Origin of the sequence: Streptomyces sp. NBC_00236 (genome assembly GCF_036195045.1) — a bacterium.
Taxonomy (GTDB): domain Bacteria; phylum Actinomycetota; class Actinomycetes; order Streptomycetales; family Streptomycetaceae; genus Streptomyces.
Genome location: NZ_CP108100.1, coordinates 7,620,094 through 7,643,189, shown reverse-complemented (window position 1 = coordinate 7,643,189; position 23,096 = coordinate 7,620,094). Strand labels below are relative to the sequence as shown.

The 23,096-nt window shown below is 71.5% G+C and carries 17 protein-coding genes; 6 read left to right on the top strand and 11 right to left on the bottom strand.

The features are described 5' to 3' along the window. Positions 1 to 22 precede the first annotated feature (22 nt). Both OG446_RS34015 and OG446_RS34010 read right to left on the bottom strand, forming a co-directional pair. Positions 23 to 427 carry a roadblock/LC7 domain-containing protein gene (locus OG446_RS34015; RefSeq protein ID WP_328897635.1) on the bottom strand — a complete coding sequence of 135 codons (405 nt, stop codon included), beginning with the start codon at positions 425 to 427 and terminating at the stop codon, positions 23 to 25. Then, positions 424 to 1,803, bottom strand: coding sequence for an ATP-binding protein (locus OG446_RS34010; RefSeq protein WP_328897634.1), 1,380 nt, complete (start codon positions 1,801 to 1,803; stop codon positions 424 to 426). Before OG446_RS34010 ends, OG446_RS34015 begins: the two co-directional genes overlap by 4 nt. A 500-nt stretch (positions 1,804 to 2,303) precedes the next feature. On the opposite strand from OG446_RS34010, the gene OG446_RS34005 reads away from it, so the two are divergent. Together OG446_RS34005 and OG446_RS34000 are read left to right on the top strand one after the other, a co-directional pair. Beyond that, a complete protein-coding gene (locus OG446_RS34005) occupies positions 2,304 to 3,197 on the top strand; it encodes a DUF2510 domain-containing protein (RefSeq protein ID WP_328897633.1) in 894 nt (297 codons plus the stop codon). Positions 3,198 to 3,302: 105 nt separating this feature from the next. Continuing rightward, positions 3,303 to 3,605 carry a hypothetical protein gene (locus OG446_RS34000; RefSeq protein ID WP_328897632.1) on the top strand — a complete coding sequence of 101 codons (303 nt, stop codon included), beginning with the start codon at positions 3,303 to 3,305 and terminating at the stop codon, positions 3,603 to 3,605. Here the strand turns inward: OG446_RS34000 and OG446_RS33995 are convergent. Then, positions 3,590 to 5,230, bottom strand: coding sequence for a hypothetical protein (locus OG446_RS33995; protein ID WP_328897631.1), 1,641 nt, complete (start codon positions 5,228 to 5,230; stop codon positions 3,590 to 3,592). The genes OG446_RS34000 and OG446_RS33995 overlap by 16 nt on opposite strands. 540 nt (positions 5,231 to 5,770) lie before the next feature. Between OG446_RS33995 and fusA the strand changes: the two genes are divergently transcribed. After that, positions 5,771 to 7,852, top strand: coding sequence for an elongation factor G (fusA, locus tag OG446_RS33990; RefSeq protein WP_328897630.1), 2,082 nt, complete (start codon positions 5,771 to 5,773; stop codon positions 7,850 to 7,852). 72 nt (positions 7,853 to 7,924) lie between these two features. Here fusA and OG446_RS33985 read toward each other — a convergent pair whose 3' ends face one another. Further along, a complete protein-coding gene (locus tag OG446_RS33985; protein WP_328897629.1) occupies positions 7,925 to 9,370 on the bottom strand; it encodes a glyceraldehyde-3-phosphate dehydrogenase in 1,446 nt (481 codons plus the stop codon). A gap of 206 nt (positions 9,371 to 9,576) precedes the next feature. Between OG446_RS33985 and OG446_RS33980 the strand changes: the two genes are divergently transcribed. Both OG446_RS33980 and OG446_RS33975 read left to right on the top strand, forming a co-directional pair. Continuing rightward, positions 9,577 to 10,500 (top strand): TIGR03564 family F420-dependent LLM class oxidoreductase, encoded by a 924-nt coding sequence (locus tag OG446_RS33980; RefSeq protein WP_328897628.1) that lies wholly within the window; start codon positions 9,577 to 9,579, stop codon positions 10,498 to 10,500. A gap of 174 nt (positions 10,501 to 10,674) precedes the next feature. Then, positions 10,675 to 12,180 carry an aldehyde dehydrogenase family protein gene (locus OG446_RS33975; protein WP_328897627.1) on the top strand — a complete coding sequence of 502 codons (1,506 nt, stop codon included), beginning with the start codon at positions 10,675 to 10,677 and terminating at the stop codon, positions 12,178 to 12,180. Positions 12,181 to 12,225: 45 nt separating this feature from the next. Here OG446_RS33975 and OG446_RS33970 read toward each other — a convergent pair whose 3' ends face one another. After that, positions 12,226 to 12,852: a TetR/AcrR family transcriptional regulator gene (locus OG446_RS33970; RefSeq protein WP_328897626.1), complete on the bottom strand. Its 627-nt coding sequence runs from the start codon at positions 12,850 to 12,852 to the stop codon at positions 12,226 to 12,228. Positions 12,853 to 12,942: 90 nt separating this feature from the next. On the opposite strand from OG446_RS33970, the gene OG446_RS33965 reads away from it, so the two are divergent. Then, positions 12,943 to 14,082 carry an acyl-CoA dehydrogenase family protein gene (locus tag OG446_RS33965; protein ID WP_328897625.1) on the top strand — a complete coding sequence of 380 codons (1,140 nt, stop codon included), beginning with the start codon at positions 12,943 to 12,945 and terminating at the stop codon, positions 14,080 to 14,082. A 78-nt stretch (positions 14,083 to 14,160) separates the two neighbouring features. Here OG446_RS33965 and OG446_RS33960 read toward each other — a convergent pair whose 3' ends face one another. From OG446_RS33960 to OG446_RS33935, 6 genes are all read right to left on the bottom strand, one after another. Next, a complete protein-coding gene (locus OG446_RS33960) occupies positions 14,161 to 15,993 on the bottom strand; it encodes an AMP-dependent synthetase/ligase (protein WP_328897624.1) in 1,833 nt (610 codons plus the stop codon). Between the two features lie 185 nt (positions 15,994 to 16,178). After that, positions 16,179 to 18,356, bottom strand: a complete 2,178-nt coding sequence (locus OG446_RS33955) for a 3-hydroxyacyl-CoA dehydrogenase NAD-binding domain-containing protein (protein ID WP_328897623.1) — start codon at positions 18,354 to 18,356, stop codon at positions 16,179 to 16,181. Between the two features lie 31 nt (positions 18,357 to 18,387). Continuing rightward, entirely contained in the window at positions 18,388 to 19,602 is a 1,215-nt protein-coding gene (locus tag OG446_RS33950) for an acetyl-CoA C-acetyltransferase (protein WP_328897622.1), read from the bottom strand. A gap of 77 nt (positions 19,603 to 19,679) precedes the next feature. Next, positions 19,680 to 20,828: an acyl-CoA dehydrogenase family protein gene (locus OG446_RS33945; protein ID WP_443050248.1), complete on the bottom strand. Its 1,149-nt coding sequence runs from the start codon at positions 20,826 to 20,828 to the stop codon at positions 19,680 to 19,682. Next, positions 20,825 to 21,850 (bottom strand): LLM class F420-dependent oxidoreductase, encoded by a 1,026-nt coding sequence (locus tag OG446_RS33940; protein WP_328897621.1) that lies wholly within the window; start codon positions 21,848 to 21,850, stop codon positions 20,825 to 20,827. The genes OG446_RS33945 and OG446_RS33940 overlap by 4 nt, the downstream gene beginning before the upstream one ends. Beyond that, entirely contained in the window at positions 21,850 to 23,004 is a 1,155-nt protein-coding gene (locus tag OG446_RS33935; RefSeq protein WP_328897620.1) for a CaiB/BaiF CoA transferase family protein, read from the bottom strand. The genes OG446_RS33940 and OG446_RS33935 overlap by 1 nt, the downstream gene beginning before the upstream one ends. Positions 23,005 to 23,096: the final 92 nt, after the last annotated feature.

The following is a 23,096-nucleotide window of genomic DNA, read 5'->3' as shown; positions in this document are numbered from 1 at the left end:
AGGTCGCGCCTGCGCCGCGGGGTCACCTCGGACTGCCGACGTCCTGGCGGGGCTCGCTGCCCATCTCCCGGCCGAGCTGGTCGACCACCTCGTGCATGCGGAACGCGACCTGGCCGACGTCGGCGGCCCCCGAGGTGGCCACGGACAGATAGGTCGAGTCGCCGGCGTGGATGGTGATCACGAAGCCGCCGTCGAACTCGACCAGGCTCTGACGCCAGGAGTCGGCGGGGGCCCGGCAGAACATCGCGGTGGCGCTGCTGGTGGCCTGCACCCCGGACAGGGCAGCCGCGATGCGGTCGGCCTGGTCGCGGTCGAGCCCTGGCGAGAAGGCCATCACCAGACCGTCCGCCGCGACCAGGATCGCGTCGTAGACCTCGGGCTGGTCGATCACCTGATTGAGCATCCAGGCGTCGCGGTTCTGGGTCATGCCTCGGGGTTCCCCTCGGTGGTCGGTCGATGGTGCGCGGCGGCCTGGCTGCCGCGCAGGAAGGCGTCGAGCGGGGCGGCGGCCTCGCGCGGGGTGCGGCGTGCGGCGCCGGGCGCCGGGGCGCCGGCCGTCGCCGCCGGGGCGGCGGGCGGGGCGGCGGCCCTCTGCCGTACCCGCTTGGGCAGTCCGCCGACGGTGGTCGGCCTGGCCTGCTCTGCCTCGGCTGCCGCGGCAGCGGGGGCGGCAGGCGCGGGAGCCACCGCGGGCGCGGCCGGGGCGGCGGTGATCCCGGAGGGCTCGGCGGCGACCGCCTGTGCCGCGGGTGCGTCCACCGGAGCCACCGCGGCGGGAACCATGGTCACGGCGGGCGTCCTCGGGGCCCTGGTCGCGTCGGTGAGCAGCGCGGTGGGGATGTTGACGACGGCCCGCATGCCGCCGAAGGCGGAGGCGGAGTCCACCGAGACCTTGAAGCCGTAGCGCCGGGCGAGCGCGCCGCAGGCGGCGAGTCCGAACCTCGGCGGGCTGCCGAGGCCGGCGACGCCGAGCGCCTCGTCGTGCAGCAGCCGGGACGCCTTCTCGCGCTCGGCGGCGTTCAGCCCCACACCGGCGTCCTCGATCACCACGGCCACGCCGCCGTGCGTGAGCTGGACGTGCACCTGGACGGGGGTGCTCGGGCTGGACGAACGAGTGGCGTTCTCCAGGAGTTCGGCGAGGGTCACCACGAGGGCTTCCACCGCACGGCCCGACACGGCCCGGGAGTCCTCGATGCGGACGATCTGCACCCGTTTGTAGTCGAGGATCCGGCCGACGGCGCCGCGTACGACGTCGTACAGCGGGGTGTCGTTGTGCTGGCGTCCGGGCCACGCCTTGCAGATGACGGCCATGCCGACGGCCCGGCGCAGGATCTGGGCGTTGGTGTGGTCGATGTCCATCAGATCCTGGAGGAACTCCGGCGCGTCATGGCGCTGGTTCATCTCGGTGATCTTCATCTGCTGGTTGTTCGCCAGCCCCTGGAGCTTGCGGGCCACGGCCAACAACAGTCCCTGGGAGGCCTGTTCGGCGTCCTCGGCGACCTGCCGGAAGAGGTCGAGCACGCCGTCCTGGGCCTGCACGAAAGGTGTCCCGGTCAGGTCCGGGTGCAGCGGCCCGGGGATGTCGCCGGGCCTGCCCTGGGAGAGCACGTCCTGGAGGGCCGGTAGCCGCCGCTCAAGCAGGTGCCGGGCCTCCTCGTCCTGTGCGCGCAGGGCCTGTTCGAGGGAGGCGACACGTTCGGCGCGACGGGCGGCGGCAGCGCGGTAACGGAGCGCCAGGGCTCCGACGGCTACGAGGGCCGCGAACAGCAGCCAAGCGGCCACGTCCGGCAGATATGGGGTCATCGGTTCCTCGAACGGGAGCAGAGGGAGGGGGTAACAGGGCGTCCACGAGGACGTGTTCGGCCGCGCATCGGCGGCAGCACCGACCACCCACCCGGCGGAACGCCGAAACGGCGTACGGGTACGGGAGTTCGCTGGAGCGAAGAGCGGCGCCTCGCGGCCGGGAGAGGAGTCCCGTCGGGTTGTTCACCGGGTCCCCGGCAGGGACGGTCGGCACAACTCGGGGCGGGACATCGCGACATCTTCCTGGGCAGCACGCGGGGCGGGCGGATCGGTGGATCGGCGCTTCGGGGGTCGCCGGCCACGCTGAGCAATGTGCGCACACGCGTGGTGACTATGTACAAGCATGCTCATGACCAGGCATTGATAGCAATATGAACGAGCAAAATGCTGAAGATATCGATCACAGGAAGCGCCCCAAGCCCGCCCATGCCCCCTATGTCGGACGGCGTGACTCCATCCGGTTCATAGGATTCTCACGCAGTCCGACTACGGTGGCTGCCGTGACGCAGACGAGCCCGCCCGGCTGGCATCCAGACCCCGGGTACACAGGATTTGGCCCCATCCAGGAACGCTGGTGGGACGGCACTCAGTGGACCGATCAGCTCCGGGTCCCGCCCGCAGCCCTCCGCAGCCGGCGCATACGCATCGGCGCCGGTGTCACGGCCGCCGTGGTGGTCCTCGCCGCCATCGGCGGCGGCGTGTACCTGCTGAACGACGACTCCGGTTCGACCGGCAACTCCGCGACGGCACCGTCCGCCTCGCCGTCCCCGGCCCCCAGCCGTCAACCCGGCGCACCGGGCGGCAGCGGAGGCAACGGCGGCGGTGAACCGTCCCCCGAGCAGCAGCAGCCTCAGACCGAGGACGGCTACGCGACGGACATGGCCAGCGGGATCAGCATCCCGGTCCCCGACGGCTGGACGGGCGAGTCGGGCATGGGGGCCGGCGTGACCACCGGTACGTACGCCTGCCCCGGCGCCACCGGGGAGAAGTGCGTGCGCGGCGGAGTGTTCTCCGTACCGGCCGGCGCACTGAAGCTGACCACGAAGACCGCGAAGGCCACGGCCGAGAAGGACATCGCGGCCAACGCCGAGGAATCGTACGGCGAGAAGATCTACGGCGGCATCACTTCGCACGAGCAGCTGAAGTCCGAGGCGGTCACGGTGGCCGGTCAGCAGGGCTACCGGGTGCGCTGGAAGGTCGTCACGAAGACCGGCGACGACGGCTACGTCGAATCCCTCGCGTTCCCCTCTCCCCATTCCCCGGACCTGCTGATCGTCGTCCGCTCCGGCTTCGACATCAATCCCAAGGCCCCCGGCCTCTCCGTGCTGGACACCATCACCAAGGGCATCAAGGCCGCCTCGGGCACGGGTTCCGGCCCGGGCACCAACGCGTAGAGCGCGCCGCGCGGGCTGCCCGCACGGCCCGGGTGAGTACCCGGGCCGTGCGCTCTGAGTACGTCACCCGATCCCGCACCGCTCGGCCGTTGCTGGAATGGGGTCATGGCTCCCGACGCACCGCGCCCCCGCATCCAGCAGGTGACCAGCACCGGCACCACACTGGCCGTCACCTTCGCCCCTCTGGTGATCGGCGTCCTGCTGGCCCGCACCATGGCGCTGGACCCGATGGGCCCCGTGAACGCGCTGCTCACCCGCACCGGTCACGGCCCGGGCGTCTCGCCCGCCGAGTGGCGCGGCTGCGGCAGGAGCGCGCTGCGCCGGTGCAGGACGTTGCCGCCCCGGGCCCGGAGCGGCGTGCACCGGACAGCGGGCGCGGTCCGCGGTCTCGCTCAGCCCGGCCGGTAGACGAAGGACGGCCACGGCTCCCCCGTCATCCGCCGCCAGGCCGCCGCCGCCCCTTCGGCATCCCGGTCGCGCGACCGCGCGAAGGCGCTGACACATCCCGCGTGCACGTCGGTCAGCGCGGTGCGCCCGGTGAGTTCCTTGAGCCGGCGCAGGGCAGCCACCGCCTCGTCGGTACGGCCGGCGTCGAGGTGGCCGGCGGCCGCCGCGCCCAGTGCCTCGCAGAGCGCGGACTGTGCGGCGGCGAGCCCGGCCTCGTGCGCTCTCGGGTCTCCGGCCCCCATGAGTTCCCGCAGCACCGTCTCGGCCTCCTCGAAGCAGGCCGCGGCCCCTTCGTCGTCCTCCGCCCGGTAGCGGGCCCGGCCGAGGATCCGCAGCCGGTCGGCGAGCAGCGGGCGGACCCCTTCCCCGCCGGACTCGGCAAGGCGACGGGTGATCGCCAGCCCCTCCTCCCCAGCGGCCGTCGCGCCGGTGACATCGTCCGTCATACGTCGCCGGACACTGAGGTTGGACAGCATCCGGGCCAGCTCTCCCTCGTACCGGAGGGGATCGCGCCCGACGGCACGACGACAGAGCTCCACACCTCGTTCGGTGGCGGCAACGGACTCGGAGCCCTCGCCGTCGCGTGCGCGGCACCGTGCGAGCGAGTCGAGGGCGGCGGCGAGCCCGGGCCCGTGCGCGGCCGGGTCCGTCACGGCCAACTTCTCATGTATTCGCACCAGTTCCTCACTCACCGACCTCTCCTCGACGTGGTCGTCCAGTCGGTCGAGGTGGTGGGCGAGACAGTCCAAGGCGAGCACGAGGACCGACTCGCCCACTGCCGGGTCGCTGACGCACAGTGCCCGGCCACATGCCACGGCCTCTTCGGCAGTGGCACGCCCGCCCGGAAGGTCGCCGCCCGCACCGAGGCACCATGCCAGGTCGATGAGCAACGCGGCACGCAGCAGCCGGGCTTCCGGGTAGAGCCACGGAACGAAGGGAGGGACGCGCTCCCTGAAGTCGTCGCCCACTGCCACCGCGTCCCCGAAACGGCCGAGCTCGCGCAGTCCGCCGATCAGTTCGGCCAGCACCCTGGTCTGGAGCACGACCAGCCGTGCCTGCCGCCACACGGACAGCGCCCGCAGCAGTTCGGCACACTCGAAGTAGACCGTGACGGACTCTGCTGTGCGGCCGGCCCGGCCCAGGACCCATGCCTGCGCACGCAGAGCGGCGGCTGTGGTGCCCAGGGACAGGCCGGCTCGCCGGGGCCCGGCGAGCCGGTAGGCGGCCACGCTGTGGCGGGCGGCCACGAGCGCCTCGTCGGCCCGGTCCAGCCGGGCCAGTGCGTGGGTCTTCATGAGGTGGCCGAACGCGGTCCGCTGCGAGTGAACGCGGGCGTCCGGGACCGTCAGAGAATCCTCGGCCGCGGCGAGCGCCTCCTCGTACCTGCCTGCCTCGAGCAGCAGTTGGGCTTTCAGGGCAAGCGAACGGGCGAGCAGGCCAGGAGCACCGGACCGCGCATGGAACACGGCGGTCCGGGACAGGGCAACGGCCTCTGCGCCCCAGGCCAGCCGTCGCTCCAGCGGCTGCGGCCGGCGCGGCGCGCCATGCGGCGAGGAGCACCGGAGCAGCGCGGCCGCGAGCAGCATCCCACCTCGCCGGTGTCCGTCCCGTCCGGCCACCGGCCGAAGCACCGGCAGAAGCATCCGGACAGCTCTCACGGCACTCCCCTCCTCCCGCACGCGGTGTGTCAGGGGTGACGGCCGACGATGCCGGATGGTTGCACGCGATGCGTCACGGGTCCGTCCCCGATCCGCCACGGCGTCGCACCGGCCCGAAAACCGGTTCCCCCACCCGCGCCCCGTTCCCTAGACTCGCACCGCAATCGCGCCCCGGCACTCCGCCGCGGCACGCGCCGTGACCGTCGAGGGGAGACCTGCCGTGCGCTACCGCACCGCTGTCGTCGTTCCCCTGTCGCGGTACGAGGTGATCCTGGTGTCTACCTCCGCCCGGCGCCGGCTGCGCGGCCGGCCCCGGACTCCCTGACGAACTCCTGAGCCCTGTCCGCTTCTTGACGGACCGTCCCTGCGCGTCGCGCCGTGGGCGGGAAGGGTTCCGCGGCCCTGTGCGGGCCGCTTCGTCCGGGCATCGCGCCGTCTTCTTCCGGATCACCCGAAAGGCCACGGACCGTGCGTACCGAACTGCACCGTCAACACACCAGCGCACTCGCCGACGTTCGCAATCTGGGCATCCTCGCCCACGTCGACGCCGGCAAGACCACCGTCACCGAGCGGATCCTCTATGCGACGGGAACCACCCACAAGCGCGGCGAGGTTCACGACGGCACGACCATCACCGACTTCGACTCCCAGGAACGCGACCGCGGCATCACCATCTTCGCCGCCGCCGTGAGCTGCACCTGGGCGGGGCACCGGATCAATCTGATCGACACTCCGGGGCACGTCGACTTCGCCGACGAGGTCGAGCGTTCGCTCCGGGTACTGGACGGTGCGATCGCCGTGTTCGACGCGGTCGCGGGAGTGGAACCGCAGAGCGAGTCCGTGTGGCGCCAGGCCGACCGATACGCCGTGCCGCGCATCGCGTTCGTCAACAAGCTCGACCGGGCCGGTGCGGACCTCGACACGGCGGTCGCGTCGATCCGGGAGCGGCTGCACGTGATTCCGCTCGTGGTGCAGCTGCCGATCGGGCACGAGGACGGGTTCACGGGAGTGGTGGATCTGCTCCGCATGCGGGCGCTCACCTGGGCGGACGGCAGTGGCACGTACGAGGAAGGGGACGTACCCGATGAGCTGCGGGACGATGCGCAGCGTCGCCGGCGGCTCCTTGAGGAGACGGTGGCGGAGCTCCACCCGGGCGCACTGGAGGAGTTCTGCGCCCGGTCGGAGCTCTCCGGGCGGACACTGGCCGGCGCGCTGCGTGAGCTGACCCGTACCGGTGAGGGTGTCGTGGTGCTGTGCGGTTCGGCCTACCGCAACCGCGGTGTCGAACCGCTGTTGGAGGCCGTCGTGGCGTATCTCCCCTCCCCGCTGGACGTGCCGCCGGTACGGGGCACGCTCGGCGAGGCGGTGCAGGAGCGGGCCGCCGATCCGGCGGCACCGTTCGCCGCGCTCGCCTTCAAGGTCAACGCGACCGCGACGGGCCGGCTGACCTATCTGCGGGTGTACTCGGGAACGATCAGGAAGGGGGAGACGGTGCTGGACGTCGGGGCGCGGCGCAACGAACGCATCGGCCGGATCCTGCGGGTCCGGGCGGACCGGCACGTCGACGTCGACACGGCAGTGGCCGGGGACATCGTCGCGGTCATCGGCCCCAAGGCGGCCCGGGCCGGTGCCACCCTGTGCGCACCGGACGCCCCGCTCGTCCTGGAACCGCCGACGGTGGCCGATCCGGTCGTGTCGGTGGCCGTGGAGGCGAGTCGGAGCACCGACACGGAACGGCTGATGGCGGCGCTCGTCCGGCTGGTGGAGGAGGATCCGTCGCTTGCCGTACGGACGGACTCCGAGACGGGTCAAACGGTGCTCTCGGGCATGGGCGAACTGCATCTGGAGGTGGCGGCGGAGAAGATCCGCCGCGCCCACGGCCTGGAGGTCCGGGTCGGCCGGCCGCAGGTCGCCTACCGGGAGACGGTCACCCGTGGCGTCTCCGGTCTGGTCTACCGGCACGTCAAACAGGACGGCGGAGCCGGACAGTTCGCCCATGTGGTCATCGACGTCGAGCCGTGGGAGGACGAGACCGGCGGCGCCGCCGGCGCGGTGGAGTTCGCGTTCCGTTCGGCTGTCGTCGGGGGACGGGTTCCGCAGGAGTACGTGCGGGCGGTCGAGGCCGGCTGCCGGGACGCCCTGCTGGAGGGGCCCGTCGGCGGGCATCCGGTGACCGGGGTGCGTGTGACGCTGACCGATGGCGCCACCCATCCGAAGGACTCCTCGGAGATGGCCTTCCGTACCGCCGGACGGTTCGCGCTGCGCGAGGCGCTGCGCTCCAGTGCGATGGTGCTGCTGGAGCCGGTGGTCGAACTCACGGCGACGGTGCCCGACGAGGCCGTCGGCGGGGTGCTCGGCGATCTGGCCGCGCGGCGCGGCCGGGTGTCCGGCTCCACGGCACGCGCAGGTGCGGCGGTGATCACGGCGACCGTGCCCCTGGCCGAGCTGTTCGGCTACGCGACGCGGCTGCGCAGCCGGACGCAGGGCCGGGGCACGTTCACCACACGGGCCACCGGCTACGCCCCGGCACCGGCCCCGGTGTCCGGCTGACGCACACGAGGGCCGGTCCCATCCGTCGATGCGGGTGGGGCCGGTCCTCGTGGTGTCGGCGAAGCGCCGGGATCAGTGGACCGGTTCGGGGTACGTGGGGTACTCCACGCCGGAGACGTACTGCACGACCCGGATGACCTGGCAGGAGTAGCCGAACTCGTTGTCGTACCAGAGGTAGAGGATCGCGTTGTCGCCGTCGACCTGGGTGGGGCCCGCGTCGACGATGGAGGCGTGGCGTGAGCCGATGAAGTCGCTCGACACCGCGTCGGGAGCGGTCGTGAAGTCGATCTGACGCTTGAGCGGCGAGGTGAGCGACACGTCGCGGAGGTAGTCCAGGACCTCTTCGCGGTTCGTCTCGCGGCCGAGCTTCAGGCTCAGGATGGCGATCGAGACGTCCGGCACCGGCACCCGGATGGAGCTGCCCGTGATCGTCGCTTCGAGGTCGGGAAGGGCCTTGGCGACGGCGGAGGCGGCACCGGTCTCGGTGATCACCATGTTGAGCGGCGCGGAGCGGCCGCGGCGGTCGGAGTTGTGGTAGTTGTCCAGCAGGTTCTGGTCGTTGGTGAACGAGTGGATCGTCTCCACGTGCCCGCGCAGGACGCCGTACTCGTCCGCCATCGCCTTGAGCGGCGGGACGATCGCGTTGGTGGTGCACGAGGCGCACGAGATGATCTGCTCGTCCGGCTTGATCATGTCGTGGTTGACGCCGTGCACGACGTTGAGGACGTCGCCCTTGCCCGGCGCGGTCAGGACGACCTTGTCGATGCCCGGGCGCAGGTGGTTCGAGAGGCCCTCGCGGTCACGCCACTTGCCGGTGTTGTCGATCAGGATGGCGTCGTTGATGCCGTACGCCGTGTAGTCCACCGACGTCGGGTCGTCGGAGTAGATCACCTGGATCTCGTTGCCATTGGCGATGATCTTGTTGTTCGCCTCGTCGACGGTGATCGTGCCCTGGAACTGACCGTGGATGGAGTCACGGCGCAGCAGCGAGGCGCGCTTCACGATGTCCTGGCCCGCACCCTTGCGGACGACGATGGCGCGCAGCCGCAGACCGTTGCCGGAACCGGCCTTCTCGATGAGCAGCCGGGCCAGCAGACGGCCGATGCGGCCGAAGCCGTACAGCACGACGTCACGGGACTCGCGGCGCTCGATCTTGTTGGCACCCGTGGCGCCCGCGACCGCACCGGCGGTGAACTCCGCCTCGGAAAGGCCGCGGTCATCGGCCTTGTACGTCGCGGCGAGCATGCCGATGTCGATCTGGGAGGGGCCGAGATCGAGGGTGGTGAGGGCCTGGAGGAACGGCAGGGTCTCGGTGACCGAGAGCTCCTCGCCGTCGATCTGCCGGGCGAATCGGTGGGTCTTGAGGATGCTCACCACCGACTTGTTCACCAGGGAGCGGCTGTGCAGAAGGACGGTGACGTCCCTCTCGCGGTGCAGCTTCCCGATGATCGGGATCATCGACTCCGCGATCTCTTCGCGGTGCATCCAATTGGTGAACGAGTCGTCATTGACAGTCACAGGTTTATCTTTCGAGCTAGGCGGCGCTCATATGGTAACCCGTCGGTCTTTTGATCTTCCAAACGGTGCCGCCCGACGGTCACGGAGTGCGCGGAGCCAGGCGATGCGGGCGGGCCGGCCGGAGCTCGACCGGGTTCACGCAGCGGACATGAAGTCGTCATACGGGAACCGGAATGTGCCGCCAACACCCCTGGTTCTCCACTGACATGACTGTGGGAGTAGCGCTCAGCGCGACCGGATCCGCCAACCAGATCGACGCCACCGTGCAGCTCGCCGGGGAGGCCGCCGCCGCGGGGCTGCGGTCCGCCTGGTTCGGGCAGACCTTCGGCGCGGATTCCCCCCAGCTCGCGGCGATCGTCGGGCGCGAGGTGCCCGGACTCCAGGTGGGCACGTCCGCGATCCCGGTCTTCGGACGCCATCCGCTGCTGGTCTCCAGCCAGGCCCAGACCGCGCAGGCGGCCACGCACGGCCGTTACCACCTCGGGCTCGCGCTCGGCACGAAGCCGCTGACCGAGGCCGGCTTCGGCATCCCCTACGAGCGCCCCATCGCCCGCCTGCGCGAGTTCCTCACCGCGCTGCGGCAGCTCACCGAGACCGGCAGCGCCGACTTCCACGGCGAGCTGCTCACGGCGACGACCCCGCTCCCCGCGCGCGTGCCCGGGGCGGAGGGCGGCGTCCCCCTGCTCGTGGCCGCGATGGGCCCGCAGGCGCTGCGGGCCAGCGGCGAGCTGGCGGACGGGATCCTGCCCTACCTCGCGGGTCCCCGGGCCCTCGCCGAGCACATCGTCCCGGCGGTCACCGCCGCCGCCGAGGCCGCGGGCCGCCCCGCGCCCCGGATCGTGGCACTGGTGCACGGCGTGGTCACGGGCGACACCGAAGCCGCCCGCCGGACTGCCACGGAGCAGCTCGCGTTCTACGAACAGTTCCCGTCGTACGCGCGGGTCGTCGAGCTCTCGGGCGCCGCACGGGCCGGTGACGTGGCCGTGATCGGCGACGAGAAGGCGGTGGCCGCCGAGGTCCGGCGTTACCGGGACGCCGGGGCGACCGAGGTGGTGTTCTCGGGGACGGACCTGGCCGGAGAGGACGACCGGCGGCGGACCTGGGAACTGCTCGGGGAACTGGCGGGCTGAGCGGGGACGGGCGCGAAGGCGCCGCCGGGGCGCCTTCCGCGCCTCCATCACGTCGGGAGTATTGACGGCCGATGAAACAACTCAATAGTTTCAGTATCTTCGACTCACGAGATACTCCCCGCGAGATCAGGAACAGCGGTCGTCCGCCCTTCGCGTTCCCCGTCAGGAGACCCGATGCCCGACACCACCCCGGTCGCAGCGCCGTCCGTCGCGACCTTCACCACGCACTCCCCCGCCACCGGCGAGCCGATCGCCGAACACCCGCTGAACGGGCCGGAAGAGGTCTCCCGCGCCACGGCCCGGGCCCGGGCCGCCCAGGCCGGCTGGGCGGCACTGCCCGCGTCCCGGCGCCGTGACCACCTGTTGCGCTGGAAGAAGGCCATCGCCACCGACCTGGACGCGGTGGCCCGCACCATCGCCGAGGAGACCGGCAAGCCGGCCGGCGACGCCGCACTGGAGGTCGTCCTCACGCTGGAGCACCTGGCCTGGGCCGCGCGCAACGCCGGACGCGTGCTGCGCCGGAGGAAGGCGGGCACCGGACTGTTCACCGTCCACCAGCGGGCCTCGCTGGTGCACCGGCCGCTGGGCGTGATCGGCGTGATCGGCCCCTGGAACTACCCCCTGTACACCCCGATGGGCTCCATCGGCTACGCGCTGGCCGCAGGAAACGCCGTGGTCTTCAAGCCGTCCGAGCTGACCCCGGGCACCGGCGTCCTGCTGGCCGGGCTCTTCGACGCCGCCGTGCCCGAGCACGCCGGGCTGCTCACCACCGTCACCGGAGCGGCGTCCACCGGGGATGCTCTGGCCCGGTCCGGGGTCGACAAGCTGGCGTTCACCGGTTCGCCGGGGACCGCTCGCAAGGTGATGGCGGTCTGCGCCGAGACGCTGACGCCGTTCCTCGCCGAGTGCGGCGGGAAGGACGCGGTGATCGTCACCGCGGACGCGGACCTCGACGCGGCGGCGGATGCGATCGTGTGGGGTGCGCTGAGCAACGCGGGCCAGACCTGCGCGGGGGTCGAGCGCGTCTATGCGGTGCGTGAGATCCACGCGGCGCTGTGCGAACGGGTGGTCAAGCGGGCCGAGGCGCTGCGGCCGGGCGCCGAGGCGGACGCCGCGTACGGCCCGATGACGCTGCCGGGCCAGGTCGCGATCGTCGAACGTCATGTGACCGGTGCGGTCTCGGCGGGTGCGCGTGCCCTGCTGGGCGGGCCCGAGTCGATTCGCGCCCCGTACGTCGCGCCGGTCGTGCTGACCGGCGTTCCGGAGGACGCGGCGGCGATGACGGAGGAGACCTTCGGGCCGGTCGTGGTGGTCAACGCGGTGGCCGACGTGGACGAGGCGGTGGAGCGGGCGAACGCCTCGCGTTACGCCCTGGGAGCCGCGGTGTTCTGCCGCAGCGGACGCGCCGGTGCGGCGATCGCGGCGCGGCTGCGCGCGGGGGCGGTGTCGGTGAACTCGGTGCTGGGCTTCGCGGCGGTGCCGGCGCTGCCGTTCGGCGGTTCGCAGGACTCCGGCTTCGGGCGGCTCCACGGCGAGGAAGGACTGCGTTCCTTCACCTCCGTGCAGTCGACCACGGTGCAGCGGTTCACCCCGCCGATCGCGCTGACCTCCTTCGACGTTCCGGCCGCCACGCGGGAGCGCGCGGTGCGGCTGGCCCGGGCACTGCACCGACGCCGTTGAACGGCTGCGCCCCGCCGGCCGGACCCTCCGCGCGGGTCCGGCCGGTCAGGCGTCCAGCAGCGGTGCCAGGTAGCGGCGGGCGAAGGCCCGGGCCTGGTCCTCGTCGTCCATCTCGATGCAGCTTGCGGGGTTGAGGAGGAACGAGACGGCGACGCGCACCATGAGCTCGGCGACCGGCTGCGGGTCCTCGTCACGGCGACCCTCGGCCTGCTGGGCGCGGCGCAGGTGGCCCGTCAGGTAGGTGACCGTGGCGGAGAGCGAGAAACCGCCCTGCACGGTCAGATAGGGCAGCACGACCTCGGGTTCGAGACGCAGCAGGCCACCGAAGAGCGGATGGGCCCTGGTGTGGCGCAGGGCCACCACGAAGCCCTCGACGACCCGCTCCTCCATGGTCGGCAGCGCCGCCACCGCCGCGTCCAGCCGCTGGAAGAACCGGTCGAGCTCGCGCAGCAGGGTCGCCTCGACCAGGTTGTCCTTCGTCTGGAACCGCCTGAAGACGGTGACGCGGGAGACCCCGGCGCGCTTGGCGACATCGTCCACGGAGGAGCGGCGCAGGCCCAGAAGGGTGAACTGCTCCAGTGCGGCGTCGAGGATCCGCAGCGCCGTACGGTCCTCCGTCTCCGGCTGGGCGATGGCCCGGGTGAGCCCCGGGTCGTTCGTGTCAGTTCTCATGACCCTCACGATACCGGCGAACCCTTCCCGTAGAGATAATGAAACGCTTACCATAACTTCGTATCACGCATACGGACCACGGAGGACCTGATGGGCAGTCGCCTCACCGAAGAGCAGGCCGATTTCGTCGCGGCCGTCCGAGATTTCGCCAAGCGGGAGTGCGGCACCAGGGAGCAGCGGGACGCGCTGACCTCGCACGGCCGTGAAGCCCACAACCCCGAGCTGTACGGCAGGCTCGCCGAGCTGGGCTGGCTCGGGGTGTGTCTGCCCGAGGAGTACGGAGGATCCGGCGGCGGGCTGGCCGACTCCTGCCTCTTCCTGGAGGAGACCTCGTACGGGATGGTCCCGGCCGGGGGTTTCATCACCACCGTCATCGCCGCGAAGGCGTACGAGAAGTTCGGCACCGAGCAGCAGCGGCAGGAGGTGCTGACCGGCGCCGTGAGCGGTGAGGTGCTGGCCATCGCCATGTCGGAGCCGGGGGCCGGGTCCGACGTCGGCGCGCTGCGCTGCCAGGCCCGGCAGGAGGCGGACGGCACGTGGGTGATCGACGGCCAGAAGACCTGGATCTCCAACGCGCACTGCGCGAAGCACATCCTGCTGGTGGCCCGCACCGGCGAGGACAAGCACGGCGGCCTGACCATGTTCCATCTGCCGGCCGGCACCGCGGGAGTGGAGGTGCGGCGCATCGACACCATGGGCGGCCGGGAGGTCAACGACGTCTTCCTCACCGGCGTGCGGCTGCCCGCCGCCGCGGTCGTCGGCCAGGTGGACAACGGCTGGCGGCAGTTGATGGCCGGGCTGAACCACGAGCGGCTCTTCCTGGCCGCGAACATGCTGGGCCTCGCGCGACGCGCCTTCGACGACGCGGTCACCTACGTCCGCGAGCGCGAGCAGTTCGGCCGGCCCGTCGGCTCCTTCCAGGCGCTGCGGCACCGGATCGCCGACCTCGCCACCGAGCTCGAGTGCACCAGGCTGCTGGTGCGTGAGGTGGCTCTGGACTGCGACGCCCAGCCGGACAAGCTGTTCCCGCGCGAGGCGTCGATGGCCAAGCTGAAGGCGACCGAGATCGCCAAGCGAGCCGCGCTGGAGGGCATGCAGATGATGGGTGGTTACGGCTACACCACGGAGTTCGACATGGAACGCCATCTGCGGGCCGCGGTGGTCTCTACGGTCTACGGCGGGACCAGCGAGATCCAGCGGGACGTCATCGGCAAGAGCTACGGCCTCTGAGGAGGCCGTGTGCGACAGGGCGGTCACCCCGGTGGGTGACCGCCCTGTCGCATGCGGGAAGGAAGCAGGCGCCCCGGCTCAGTCCTCGTAGAGCCCGGTCAGTTCGTCGGCGTACTTGTCCCGGATGACCCGGCGCCGCATCTTCAGCGACGGCGTCAGCTCGCCGGTCGCCGGGCCCCACTCCTGCGACAGCACCTCGTACCGTTTGATCTGCTCGGTGCGGTTGAGCCGGGAGTTGGCCGCGGCGACCGCCCGCTCCACCTCTGCCCGGACGGCGGGGTGCTCCGCCAGCCCGGCCGGTCCCCCCGTCGTGTCGACGCCGTTGGCCGCGGCCCAGGCGGGGGCGGCCTCCGCGTCGAGCACCAGCAGGGCGACCAGGTAGGAGCGGTTGTCGCCGTGCACCATCGCCTGGCCGATCAGCGGGTGTTCCTTGAGCGCGTTCTCCACCAGGGCCGGCGAGACGTTCTTGCCGGTGGAGGTAATGATCATCTCCTTCTTCCGGTCGGTGAGCCAGAGGTAGCCGTCCTCGTCCATCCGGCCGATGTCGCCGGTGGCCAGCCAGCCGTCGGCGTCCACGGGGGACAGCACCGAGCCGTCCGCCTGGAGGTAGCCGGAGAAGACGGACGAGCCCCGCACCAGGATCTCGCCGTCCTCGGCGAGGCGGACCTCCACGGAGTCCACCGGGCGCCCCACCGAACCGAGCCGGAATCCGGCCCGCGGGCTGTTGCTGGTGGCCACGCCCGTGGTCTCCGTCAGCCCCCAGGCGTCCATGATGACGATGCCGAAGCCGGCCCAGAACTTCACCACGTCGACCGACATCGGCGCGGAGGCGCTGGCCGACCAGGTCACCCGGTCCAGACCGCCCGCGGCCAGCATGGGCAACAGCACGTCCTCACGGACACGCGCGTAGCGCTCTTCGAGTTCGGCGGGCGGCGTCTTGCCCTGCTCGCGGTACCCGACGTGCTCCCGGGCGATCTCGAAGGCCTGGTCGATGACCGCCCTCTGCTCGGCCGGCATCAGGGAGAGGATGCCCCGCACGGTGGCCGACAGCTTCTCCCAGATCCTCGGCACCCCGAAGAACTGTGCGGGGCGCACCTTGCGCACGACCGCTGCGACGCCCGTCGGGTCCGCGCAGAGGTAGACGTGCGAGGCCCGGTGGCAGGGCAGATAGATGCCCAGCATCCGCTCCGCGATGTGCGCGAAGGGCAGGTAGCAGATGTGCTCGACGTGCGGGGGCAGTTCCACCACGGCATCCAGCGCCAGGGCGTTGGCCATCACCTGCCGGTGGGTCAGGACGACGCCCTTGGGTTCGCCGCTGGTGCCGGAGGTGTAGACGACGGTCAGCGTGTCCTCGGGGCGGGCATCGTCCAGTTGCCCGGACAGTTCGTCCGGCACCGACTCGGGGAGCAGTGCGGCGTACGGGAAGTGGCTGCCCTCCTCGCCTGGTTCGGCCACCACCAGGCGCTCCAGCGGGGTGTCGGGGTCGGCCAGCAGCGCCTCCCACACCGGCACCTGGGCCGCTCCCTCCACCACGGCGACGCGGGCCCGGCAGTTGCGGGCGATGTGGGTGATCTGCTCGGGGGCCGCGGTGCCGTAGACGCTCACCGGGACCGCGCCGAGCCGGACCAGAGCCAGGTCGGACAGCCAGTGCTCGGGCCGGTTGGACATCAACAGCAGCACGCGGTCCCCCCGGCCCACACCGAGGGCCAGGTAGCCGGCGGCGAGCCTCCGGGTCCGCTCGTGGATCTCCGACCAGGTGAGTGTCGACCAGCCGTCGTCCGCCTCTGCCGACTGCCAGGAGAGGCCGGGGAGTTGGGGGTACTCATGTGCGTTACGAGCCAGGAGTTGCGGCAGGGTCCGGTCGGCAGGGTCGTCGGGCAGGTCGCCGGTGGTGCGGGGCGCTGATGTCATCGGGGCCTCCTTGCGGGTCGGAAGAGAACGTCTGAGGAAAGGAGACCGGGGCGGTGGGGAGCCCCGGCGGGCGTGCCGGCGGAGCGCTTCGGAAGGCCCTGATGGCCTCCCGCGGTCCGGGCCGCGGGGCCCGGCCGGTGCTCGGAAGCTGCGGATTCGGGGTGGGCCCCGTGGGCCCGGGGGGATCAGGCGTCGGTGAAGGTCTCGCCCTGCTCGGCCTTGCGCAGCAGCAGTCCGGGCGGGGCGAAGCGCTCACCGTGCTTCCCGGCCAGCTCGCGCGCGCGGGCGACGAAACCGGGCAGGCCGCCCTCGTAGCCGTTGATGTACTGCAGCACGCCACCGGTCCACGGCGGGAAGCCGATGCCGAGGAGCGAGCCGATGTTGGCGTCCACCACCGAGACCAGCACACCCTCCTCCAGGCAGCGCACCGCGTCCAGCGCCTCGACGAAGAGCATCCGCTCCGCCATCTCGGTCAGGTCGGCAGGCTGCTGAGAGGGATCCGTGAAGTGTTCGCGCAGTCCCGGCCAGAGGCGGGTGCGCCTGCCGTTCTCGTCGTACTCGTAGAAGCCGGCGCCGGCGCTGCGCCCGGGGCGGCCGAAGTCGTCGATCATCCGGTCCACCACGGCGTCCGCCGGATGCGGCTTCCAGGTCCCGCCCGCCGCCTCGACCGCACGGCGGCTCTCCTCGCGGATCCTGCGAGGGAGCGTCAGGGTGAGCTCGTCCATCAGGTTGAGGACCTTGGCCGGGTAGCCGGCCTGGGCTGCGGCCTGCTCGACTGAGGCCGGGGCGATGCCCTCGCCGACCATGGCGACGCCCTCGTCGATGAAGCGGCCGATGACCCGGGAGGTGAAGAAGCCGCGCGAGTCGTTGACCACGATCGGCGTCTTGCGGATCTGCCGCACCAGGTCGAAGGCGCGCGCCAGGGTTGCCTCCGCCGTCTTCCCGCCCTTGATGATCTCCACCAGCGGCATCTTGTCGACCGGCGAGAAGAAGTGCAGGCCGATGAAGTCCTGCGGCCGCTCGACCCCTTCGGCGAGGACGGTGATGGGCAGGGTGGAGGTGTTCGAGCACAGCAGTGCGTCCGGGGCGAGCACCTCCTGGACCTCCTGGAACACCTTGTGCTTGAGGCCGGTGTCCTCGAAGACGGCCTCGATCACCGCGTCGCAGCCGGCCAGGTCCTGGACATCGGCGGTCGGGGTGATACGGGCCAGCAGTGCGTCCGCCTCCTCCTGCGTCGACCTGCCGCGCGAGACCGCCTTGGCACACAGCCTCTCGGAGTGGGCCTTGCCCTTCGCCGCCGCCTGGGCGGAGACGTCCTTCAGCACGACGTCGATGCCCGCCCTGGCGCAGGAGTAGGCGACACCGGCGCCCATCATGCCCGCGCCGAGCACGGCCACCCTGGTCACGCTGCGCGCCTCGACGCCCTTCGGGCGTCCGGCGCCGGAGTTGACCGCCTGCAGGTCGAAGAAGAACGCCTGGATCATGTTCTTGGTGACCTGCCCGGTGACCAGTTCCGTCAGGTACCCGGCTTCCACGACGAAGGCCGTGTCCACGTCGACCTGGGAACTCTCCACGGCCGCCGCGATGATGTTGCGGGGCGCCGGGCTGGGGGCGCCCCCGGTCCTCTTCTTCAGCAGGGCGGGGAAGGCCGGGAGTTGCGCGGCAAGCCCGGGGCTCGCAGGAGTGCCGCCGGGGATGCGGTACCCGGGGGCGTCCCAGGGCTGCGCGGACTGCGGATGGGCGTCGATGAACGCCCGCGCCCTGGCCAGGAGTTCGTCCGGCCCGTCGGCGATCTCGTCGACCAGGCCTGCCTCCAGGGCGCGTGCCGGTCCGTACTGGGCGCCCTCCAGGAGGACCTTCCGCAGGGCGTCCGCCACACCGAACATGCGGACCGTGCGGGTCACTCCCCCGCCCCCGGGGAGCAGGCCCAGGGTGACTTCGGGAAGTCCGACGCGGGCGGCCGGGCTGTCCAGCACCACGCGGTGGTGGCAGGCCAGCGCGATCTCGTAACCGCCCCCGAGTGCCGCGCCGTTGATGGCGGCGACGACCGGCTTTCCCAGCGTCTCCAGGACGCGCAGCGAGCGCTTGACGCGCATCCCGGCCTCGAAGGAGGCCCCTGCGGTCTCGGGGGTGACGGAGATCAGGTCACGCAGGTCACCGCCGGCGAAGAAGCTCTTCTTGGCGGAGGCCACGATGACGCCCCGGATGTCGTCGCGGCGTTCCGTCAGCTGCGCCGCGACGGCGTCCAGCGAGTCGATGAACGCGGCGTTCATGGTGTTGGCGGACTGGTTGGGGTCGTCGAGTACGAGGGTGACGACGCCGGTCTCGTCCTGTTCCCAGCGGATGGTCGTGCTCTCGGTCATGTGTCTGTCTTCTCCGTAGGAAGGGGGACGCTCAGAGACGCTCGATGACGGTGGCGATGCCCATGCCGCCGCCCACGCACAGGGTCGCGAGGCCGTAGCGCTTGTCGCGCCGCTCCAGTTCGTCGACGAGGGTGCCGAGGATCATCGCGCCGGTCGCACCGAGCGGGTGCCCCATGGCGATGGCGCCGCCGTTGACGTTGATCTTGTCGAGCGAGAGCCCCATGTCCTTGACGTAGCGCAGGACGACGGCCGCGAACGCCTCGTTGATCTCGACGAGGTCGATGTCGTCGATGGTCAGTCCGGCCCTGGCGAGCGCCTTGCGGGTGGCGGGCGCGGGCCCGGTCAGCATGATCGTGGGATCGGCACCGGACACGGCGGCGGACACGATCCGGGCGCGCGGGGTCAGTCCGTGGCGCTCACCGGCCTCTTTCGAGCCGATCGCGACGAGGGCGGCTCCGTCGACGATGCCGGAGGAGTTGCCCGCGTGGTGGACGTGGTCGATCTTCTCCACCCAGTGGTACTTCTGCAGCGCCACCGCGTCGAAGCCGCCCATCTCACCGGGCACGGCGAACGACGGCTTGAGCCCGGCCAGGGAGTCGGCCGTAGTGCCGGGACGCATGTGCTCGTCCCGGTCGAGGACCAGCAGCCCGTTGCGGTCCCGCACGGGGACGACGGAGCGGTCGAAGCGCCCGTCCTTCCAGGCTGCGGCGGCCCGCTCCTGGGAGAGCGCCGCGTAGGAGTCCACATCGTGCCTGGAAAGGCCCTCCAGGGTGGCGATCAGGTCGGCGCCGATGCCCTGCGGGACGAAACCGGTGTCGTGGTTGGTACGCGGATCCAGCGCCCAGGCACCGCCGTCACTGCCCATGGGGACACGCGACATCGACTCCACGCCACCCGCGAGGACCAGATCCTCCCAGCCCGAACGGACCTTCATCGCGGCCATGTTGACGGCTTCGAGTCCGGACGCGCAGAAGCGGTTCTCCTGCACTCCGGCCACCGTCTCCGGCAGCCCCGCGAGGATGGCGGCGGTCCGGGCGATGTCCGCTCCCTGGTCGCCGAGCGGGCTGACCACACCGAGGACGATGTCGTCGATCGCCGCCGGGTCGAGGTCCGGGAAGCGGCGGAGGGTCTCGTGGATCAGCCCGACGACCAGGTCGATCGGCTTGGTGGCGTGCAGGGCGCCGTTGGCCTTGCCGCGACCGCGCGGGGTGCGGATCGCGTCATACACATACGCTTCGGTGCTCACCTTGGGTGCCTTCCATGTCGGATCCGGAGGAAGCCGCGAACGCAGCACGGGTGTTGCCGTGGGGAGTCGGCCCGCGCTCAACGGAGCAGGGAGCGGCCGATGATCTCCTTCATGATTTCGGTGGTGCCGCCGTAGATGGTCTGGATGCGGCTGTCCAGGAACGCCCGGGCGACTTTGAACTCGCTCATGTAGCCGTAGCCGCCGTGGAGTTGCAGACAGCGGTCGACGATCCGCTTCTGCAGTTCGGTGGCCCACCACTTGGCCATCGCGGCGTCCACGGCCTCCAGCCGGCCCTCACCGTGCTCGGCGACGCAGCGGTCGAGGAAGCTGCGGGTGACCGCGGCCTCGGTGGCCATCTCGGCGATCTCGAACCGGATGTGCTGGAGTGCGGCCAGCGGTCGCCCGAACGCTTCGCGCTCCTTCACGTACCTCTTGGTGACGTCCAGGATCTCCTCGGCTGCTGCCCCGGCGCCGACCGCGATGGCCAGACGCTCCTGCGCGAGGTTTCCCATCAGGTAACCGAAGGCCTCGTTCTCCTCCCCCAGCAGGTTCTCCTTGGGGACGCGCACGTCGTCGAAGAACAACTCGGCGGTGTCCTGGGCCTTCTGGCCGATCTTGTCGAGGTTGCGGCCCCGCTCGAAGCCCTCCGCACCGCGCTCGACGACGAGCAGGCTCAGCCCGCCGCTTCCGCCGTCGGGGGTCGTCCGGGCGACCACGACGACGAGGTCGGCGAGGATGCCGTTGGAGATGAAGGTCTTCGTGCCGTTGAGCAGGTAGTGGTCGCCCTTGTCCTCGGCGGTGGCACGGATGCCCTGCAGGTCGGATCCGGCGCCGGGTTCCGTCATGGCAATGGCCGTGACGAGGTCACCGGAGACGAACCCGGGCAGCCAGCGGCGCTTCTGCTCCATGTCGGCGAGCCGGGTCAGGTAGGGGCCGACGATGTCGTTGTGCAGGCTCAGGGCCAGTCCGGAGGCGCCGGCGCGGGCGAACTCCTCGATGAGGACCGCGCTGTACCGGAAGTCGTCGGTCCCGCCGCCGCCGTACTCCTCGCCCACCGCCATACCCAGCAGTCCCTGCCGGCCCGCCGAGCGCCAGGTCTCGCGGTCGACGACACCGTCCTTCTCCCAGCGTGCGTGATGCGGGGCCACCTCCTTGGCGAGGAAGGTCCGCACCGTCTCACGGAAGGCCTCGTGGTCGGGACCGTAGAGGTCTCGTTGCAGTGTCACAGCCAGTTCCTCACTTGCTCGATCAGCCGGGCGGGGTCGGGGCCGACGGGAGTGACGTTGAGCATGGTCACGCCCGCCTCGCGGAACACCTCGACACGGTCGCGGACATAGCCCTCGGGACCGGCCAGGCAGAGCTGCTCCAGCAGCTCTGCCGGTACGGCGGCCTCCGCCTCCTTCTTGCGGCCCGCGAGGTAGTGCTCCTGGACGGCGGCCGCGGCGGCCTCGTAGCCGTAGGAGCAGACGAGGTCGTGGTAGAAGTTGCGGCCGGGCGCTCCCATGCCGCCGACGTACAGGGCGACGGTGGGGCGCATCAGGTCACGGACCGCCTCGGCGTCGTCGCCGATGGCCAGCAGGCCGCCCGCCACGACGGAGAGCGGGCCGAGCGCGGGGTCACGCTTGGCGGCGCCCTCGGCCAGGGGCCCGCCCCAGACCTCGGAGGCGTGCTCGGGGACGTACAGGAACGGCAGCCAGCCGTCGGCGATCTCGGCGGCCATCCTGACGTTGGCCGGGCCCAGCGCCGCGACGTGGACCGGGATGGAGTCGCGGACCGGGTGGTTCAGCAGCTTCAGCGGCTTGCCGAGGGTGCCGCCCTTCTCGGGCGGCAGCGGCATGTCCGTGATGCCGTGGTGCTCGATCACCTCGCGCCGCCAGATCCGCCGGGAGAGTTCGATCACCTCACGGGTGCGGCCCAGTGGGCGGTCGTATCGGCGGCCGTGCCAGCCTTCGACGACCTGGGGCCCGGAGGCACCGAGGCCGAGGATGGCGCGGCCGCCGCTGAGGGCGTCCAGTCCGGCCGCGGTCTGGGCGATCAGCGCGGGGGTGCGTGAGTAGACGTTGAGGATGGCCGAACCGATCCGCATCCGCTCGGTCCTCGCGGCGAGGTATCCCATGATCGTCGGCGAGTCGAAGCCGTAGGCCTCGGCCACCCACACGGCGTCGAGGCCCACCGACTCCAGGGCAGCCGCCCGGTCCGCGGTGGCGCGCGGATCCCCGGCGTACGTCAGGGGTGAGGACAGTTCCATCAGCAGTGGTCCTTCAGCAGTTCGGGCACGTCCCAGTCACGCGCGACATCGGGGGTGTGCGCGCCGGGGACGGCGGGCGGCAGCCGGAGCGTGCCGGGGGTGTCGGAGAAGCGGGGGGCGGGGGCGGGCTGGGTGATGCCGTACGCCTCGGTGTAGGTGTCCCGGCCGGCCAGATGCCGGTGACCGGCCGCCTCGTGCAGCGAGAGCACGGGCGCGACGCAGGCGTCGGAGCCCTCGAAGACGGCCGTCCACTCCTCGCGGGTGGCGCTCTTGAACCGGATGGTGAACCGGGCCCGGAGGTCGGGCCAGTTGCTCGGGTCGGCGCGGTCCGGCAGCTCGTCCCCGTCCAGGCCCAGCAGGGAGACGAACACCGCGTAGAACTGCGGCTCCAGCGCGCCGACCGCCATCCAGCCGCCGTCGGCCGTCTCGTACACGCCGTAGTAGGGGCAGCCGCCGTCGAGCAGGTTGCGGCCGCGGGCGTCCTGCCAGGTGCCTTCGGCGAGCATGCCCCAGAACATGGTGGTGAGGTGTGCGGTGCCGTCCACGATCGCGGCGTCCACCACCTGGCCGCGGCCGGTGACGCGGGCGGTGAGCAGTGCGGCGAGTACTCCGGTGGTCAGGTAGAGGGAGCCGCCCGCGTAGTCGCCGAGCAGATTGGCGGGAAGGGCGGGAGGTCCGTCCGGCGCGCCGATCATGGACAGGGCACCGGCGGTGGCGATGTAGCCGATGTCGTGTCCGGCCAGCGGCGCGAGGGGCCCGCTCTGCCCCCAGCCGGTCATCCTGCCGTACACCAGCGCGGGGTTGACGGCCATGCACTCCTCCGGGCCGACACCGAGCCGCTCCGCGACGCCTGGCCGGTAGCCCTCGACGAGGATCTCGGCACGCGCCGCCAGCGCTCGTACGGTTCCCGGACCCTCCGGCGACTTGAGGTCGACCAGGACGGAGCGCTTGTTGCGGTTGGTCACGTCATGGGCAGGATCGCCGCCGAGGGGCGAGGTGACGGGGCGGTCCACGCGCACCACGTCCGCACCCAGGTCGGCGAGCAGCATCGCGGCGAACGGGCCGGGGCCGATCCCCGCCAGTTCGACCACGCGCACGCCGTCCAGGGGTCCCGCCACGGCGCGGCCGGGAGGGCCGGTGGAGTGATGGCTCATGGGTTCCTCTCTCGGTTCTCGGCGCGATCGCCGATTGACCGGGCCTTACTGAGCGTTCGCTAAGAACGTAGAAGTGCAACGGTGCCGGGTCA

Bases quoted from the DNA above. Each gene is read 5' to 3' on its own strand.
- OG446_RS34015 (WP_328897635.1), bottom strand. From the start codon at position 427: ATGACCCAGAACCGCGACGCCTGGATGCTCAATCAGGTGATCGACCAG.
- OG446_RS33965 (WP_328897625.1), top strand. From the start codon at position 12,943: ATGGGCAGTCGCCTCACCGAAGAGCAGGCCGATTTCGTCGCGGCCGTC.
- OG446_RS33975 (WP_328897627.1), top strand. From the start codon at position 10,675: ATGCCCGACACCACCCCGGTCGCAGCGCCGTCCGTCGCGACCTTCACC.
- OG446_RS33970 (WP_328897626.1), bottom strand. From the start codon at position 12,852: ATGAGAACTGACACGAACGACCCGGGGCTCACCCGGGCCATCGCCCAG.
- OG446_RS33980 (WP_328897628.1), top strand. From the start codon at position 9,577: ATGACTGTGGGAGTAGCGCTCAGCGCGACCGGATCCGCCAACCAGATC.
- OG446_RS33995 (WP_328897631.1), bottom strand. From the start codon at position 5,230: ATGCTGCTCGCGGCCGCGCTGCTCCGGTGCTCCTCGCCGCATGGCGCG.
- OG446_RS34010 (WP_328897634.1), bottom strand. From the start codon at position 1,803: ATGACCCCATATCTGCCGGACGTGGCCGCTTGGCTGCTGTTCGCGGCC.
- OG446_RS33935 (WP_328897620.1), bottom strand. From the start codon at position 23,004: ATGAGCCATCACTCCACCGGCCCTCCCGGCCGCGCCGTGGCGGGACCC.
- OG446_RS33955 (WP_328897623.1), bottom strand. From the start codon at position 18,356: ATGACCGAGAGCACGACCATCCGCTGGGAACAGGACGAGACCGGCGTC.
- OG446_RS34000 (WP_328897632.1), top strand. From the start codon at position 3,303: ATGGCTCCCGACGCACCGCGCCCCCGCATCCAGCAGGTGACCAGCACC.
- OG446_RS33960 (WP_328897624.1), bottom strand. From the start codon at position 15,993: ATGACATCAGCGCCCCGCACCACCGGCGACCTGCCCGACGACCCTGCC.
- OG446_RS33940 (WP_328897621.1), bottom strand. From the start codon at position 21,850: ATGGAACTGTCCTCACCCCTGACGTACGCCGGGGATCCGCGCGCCACC.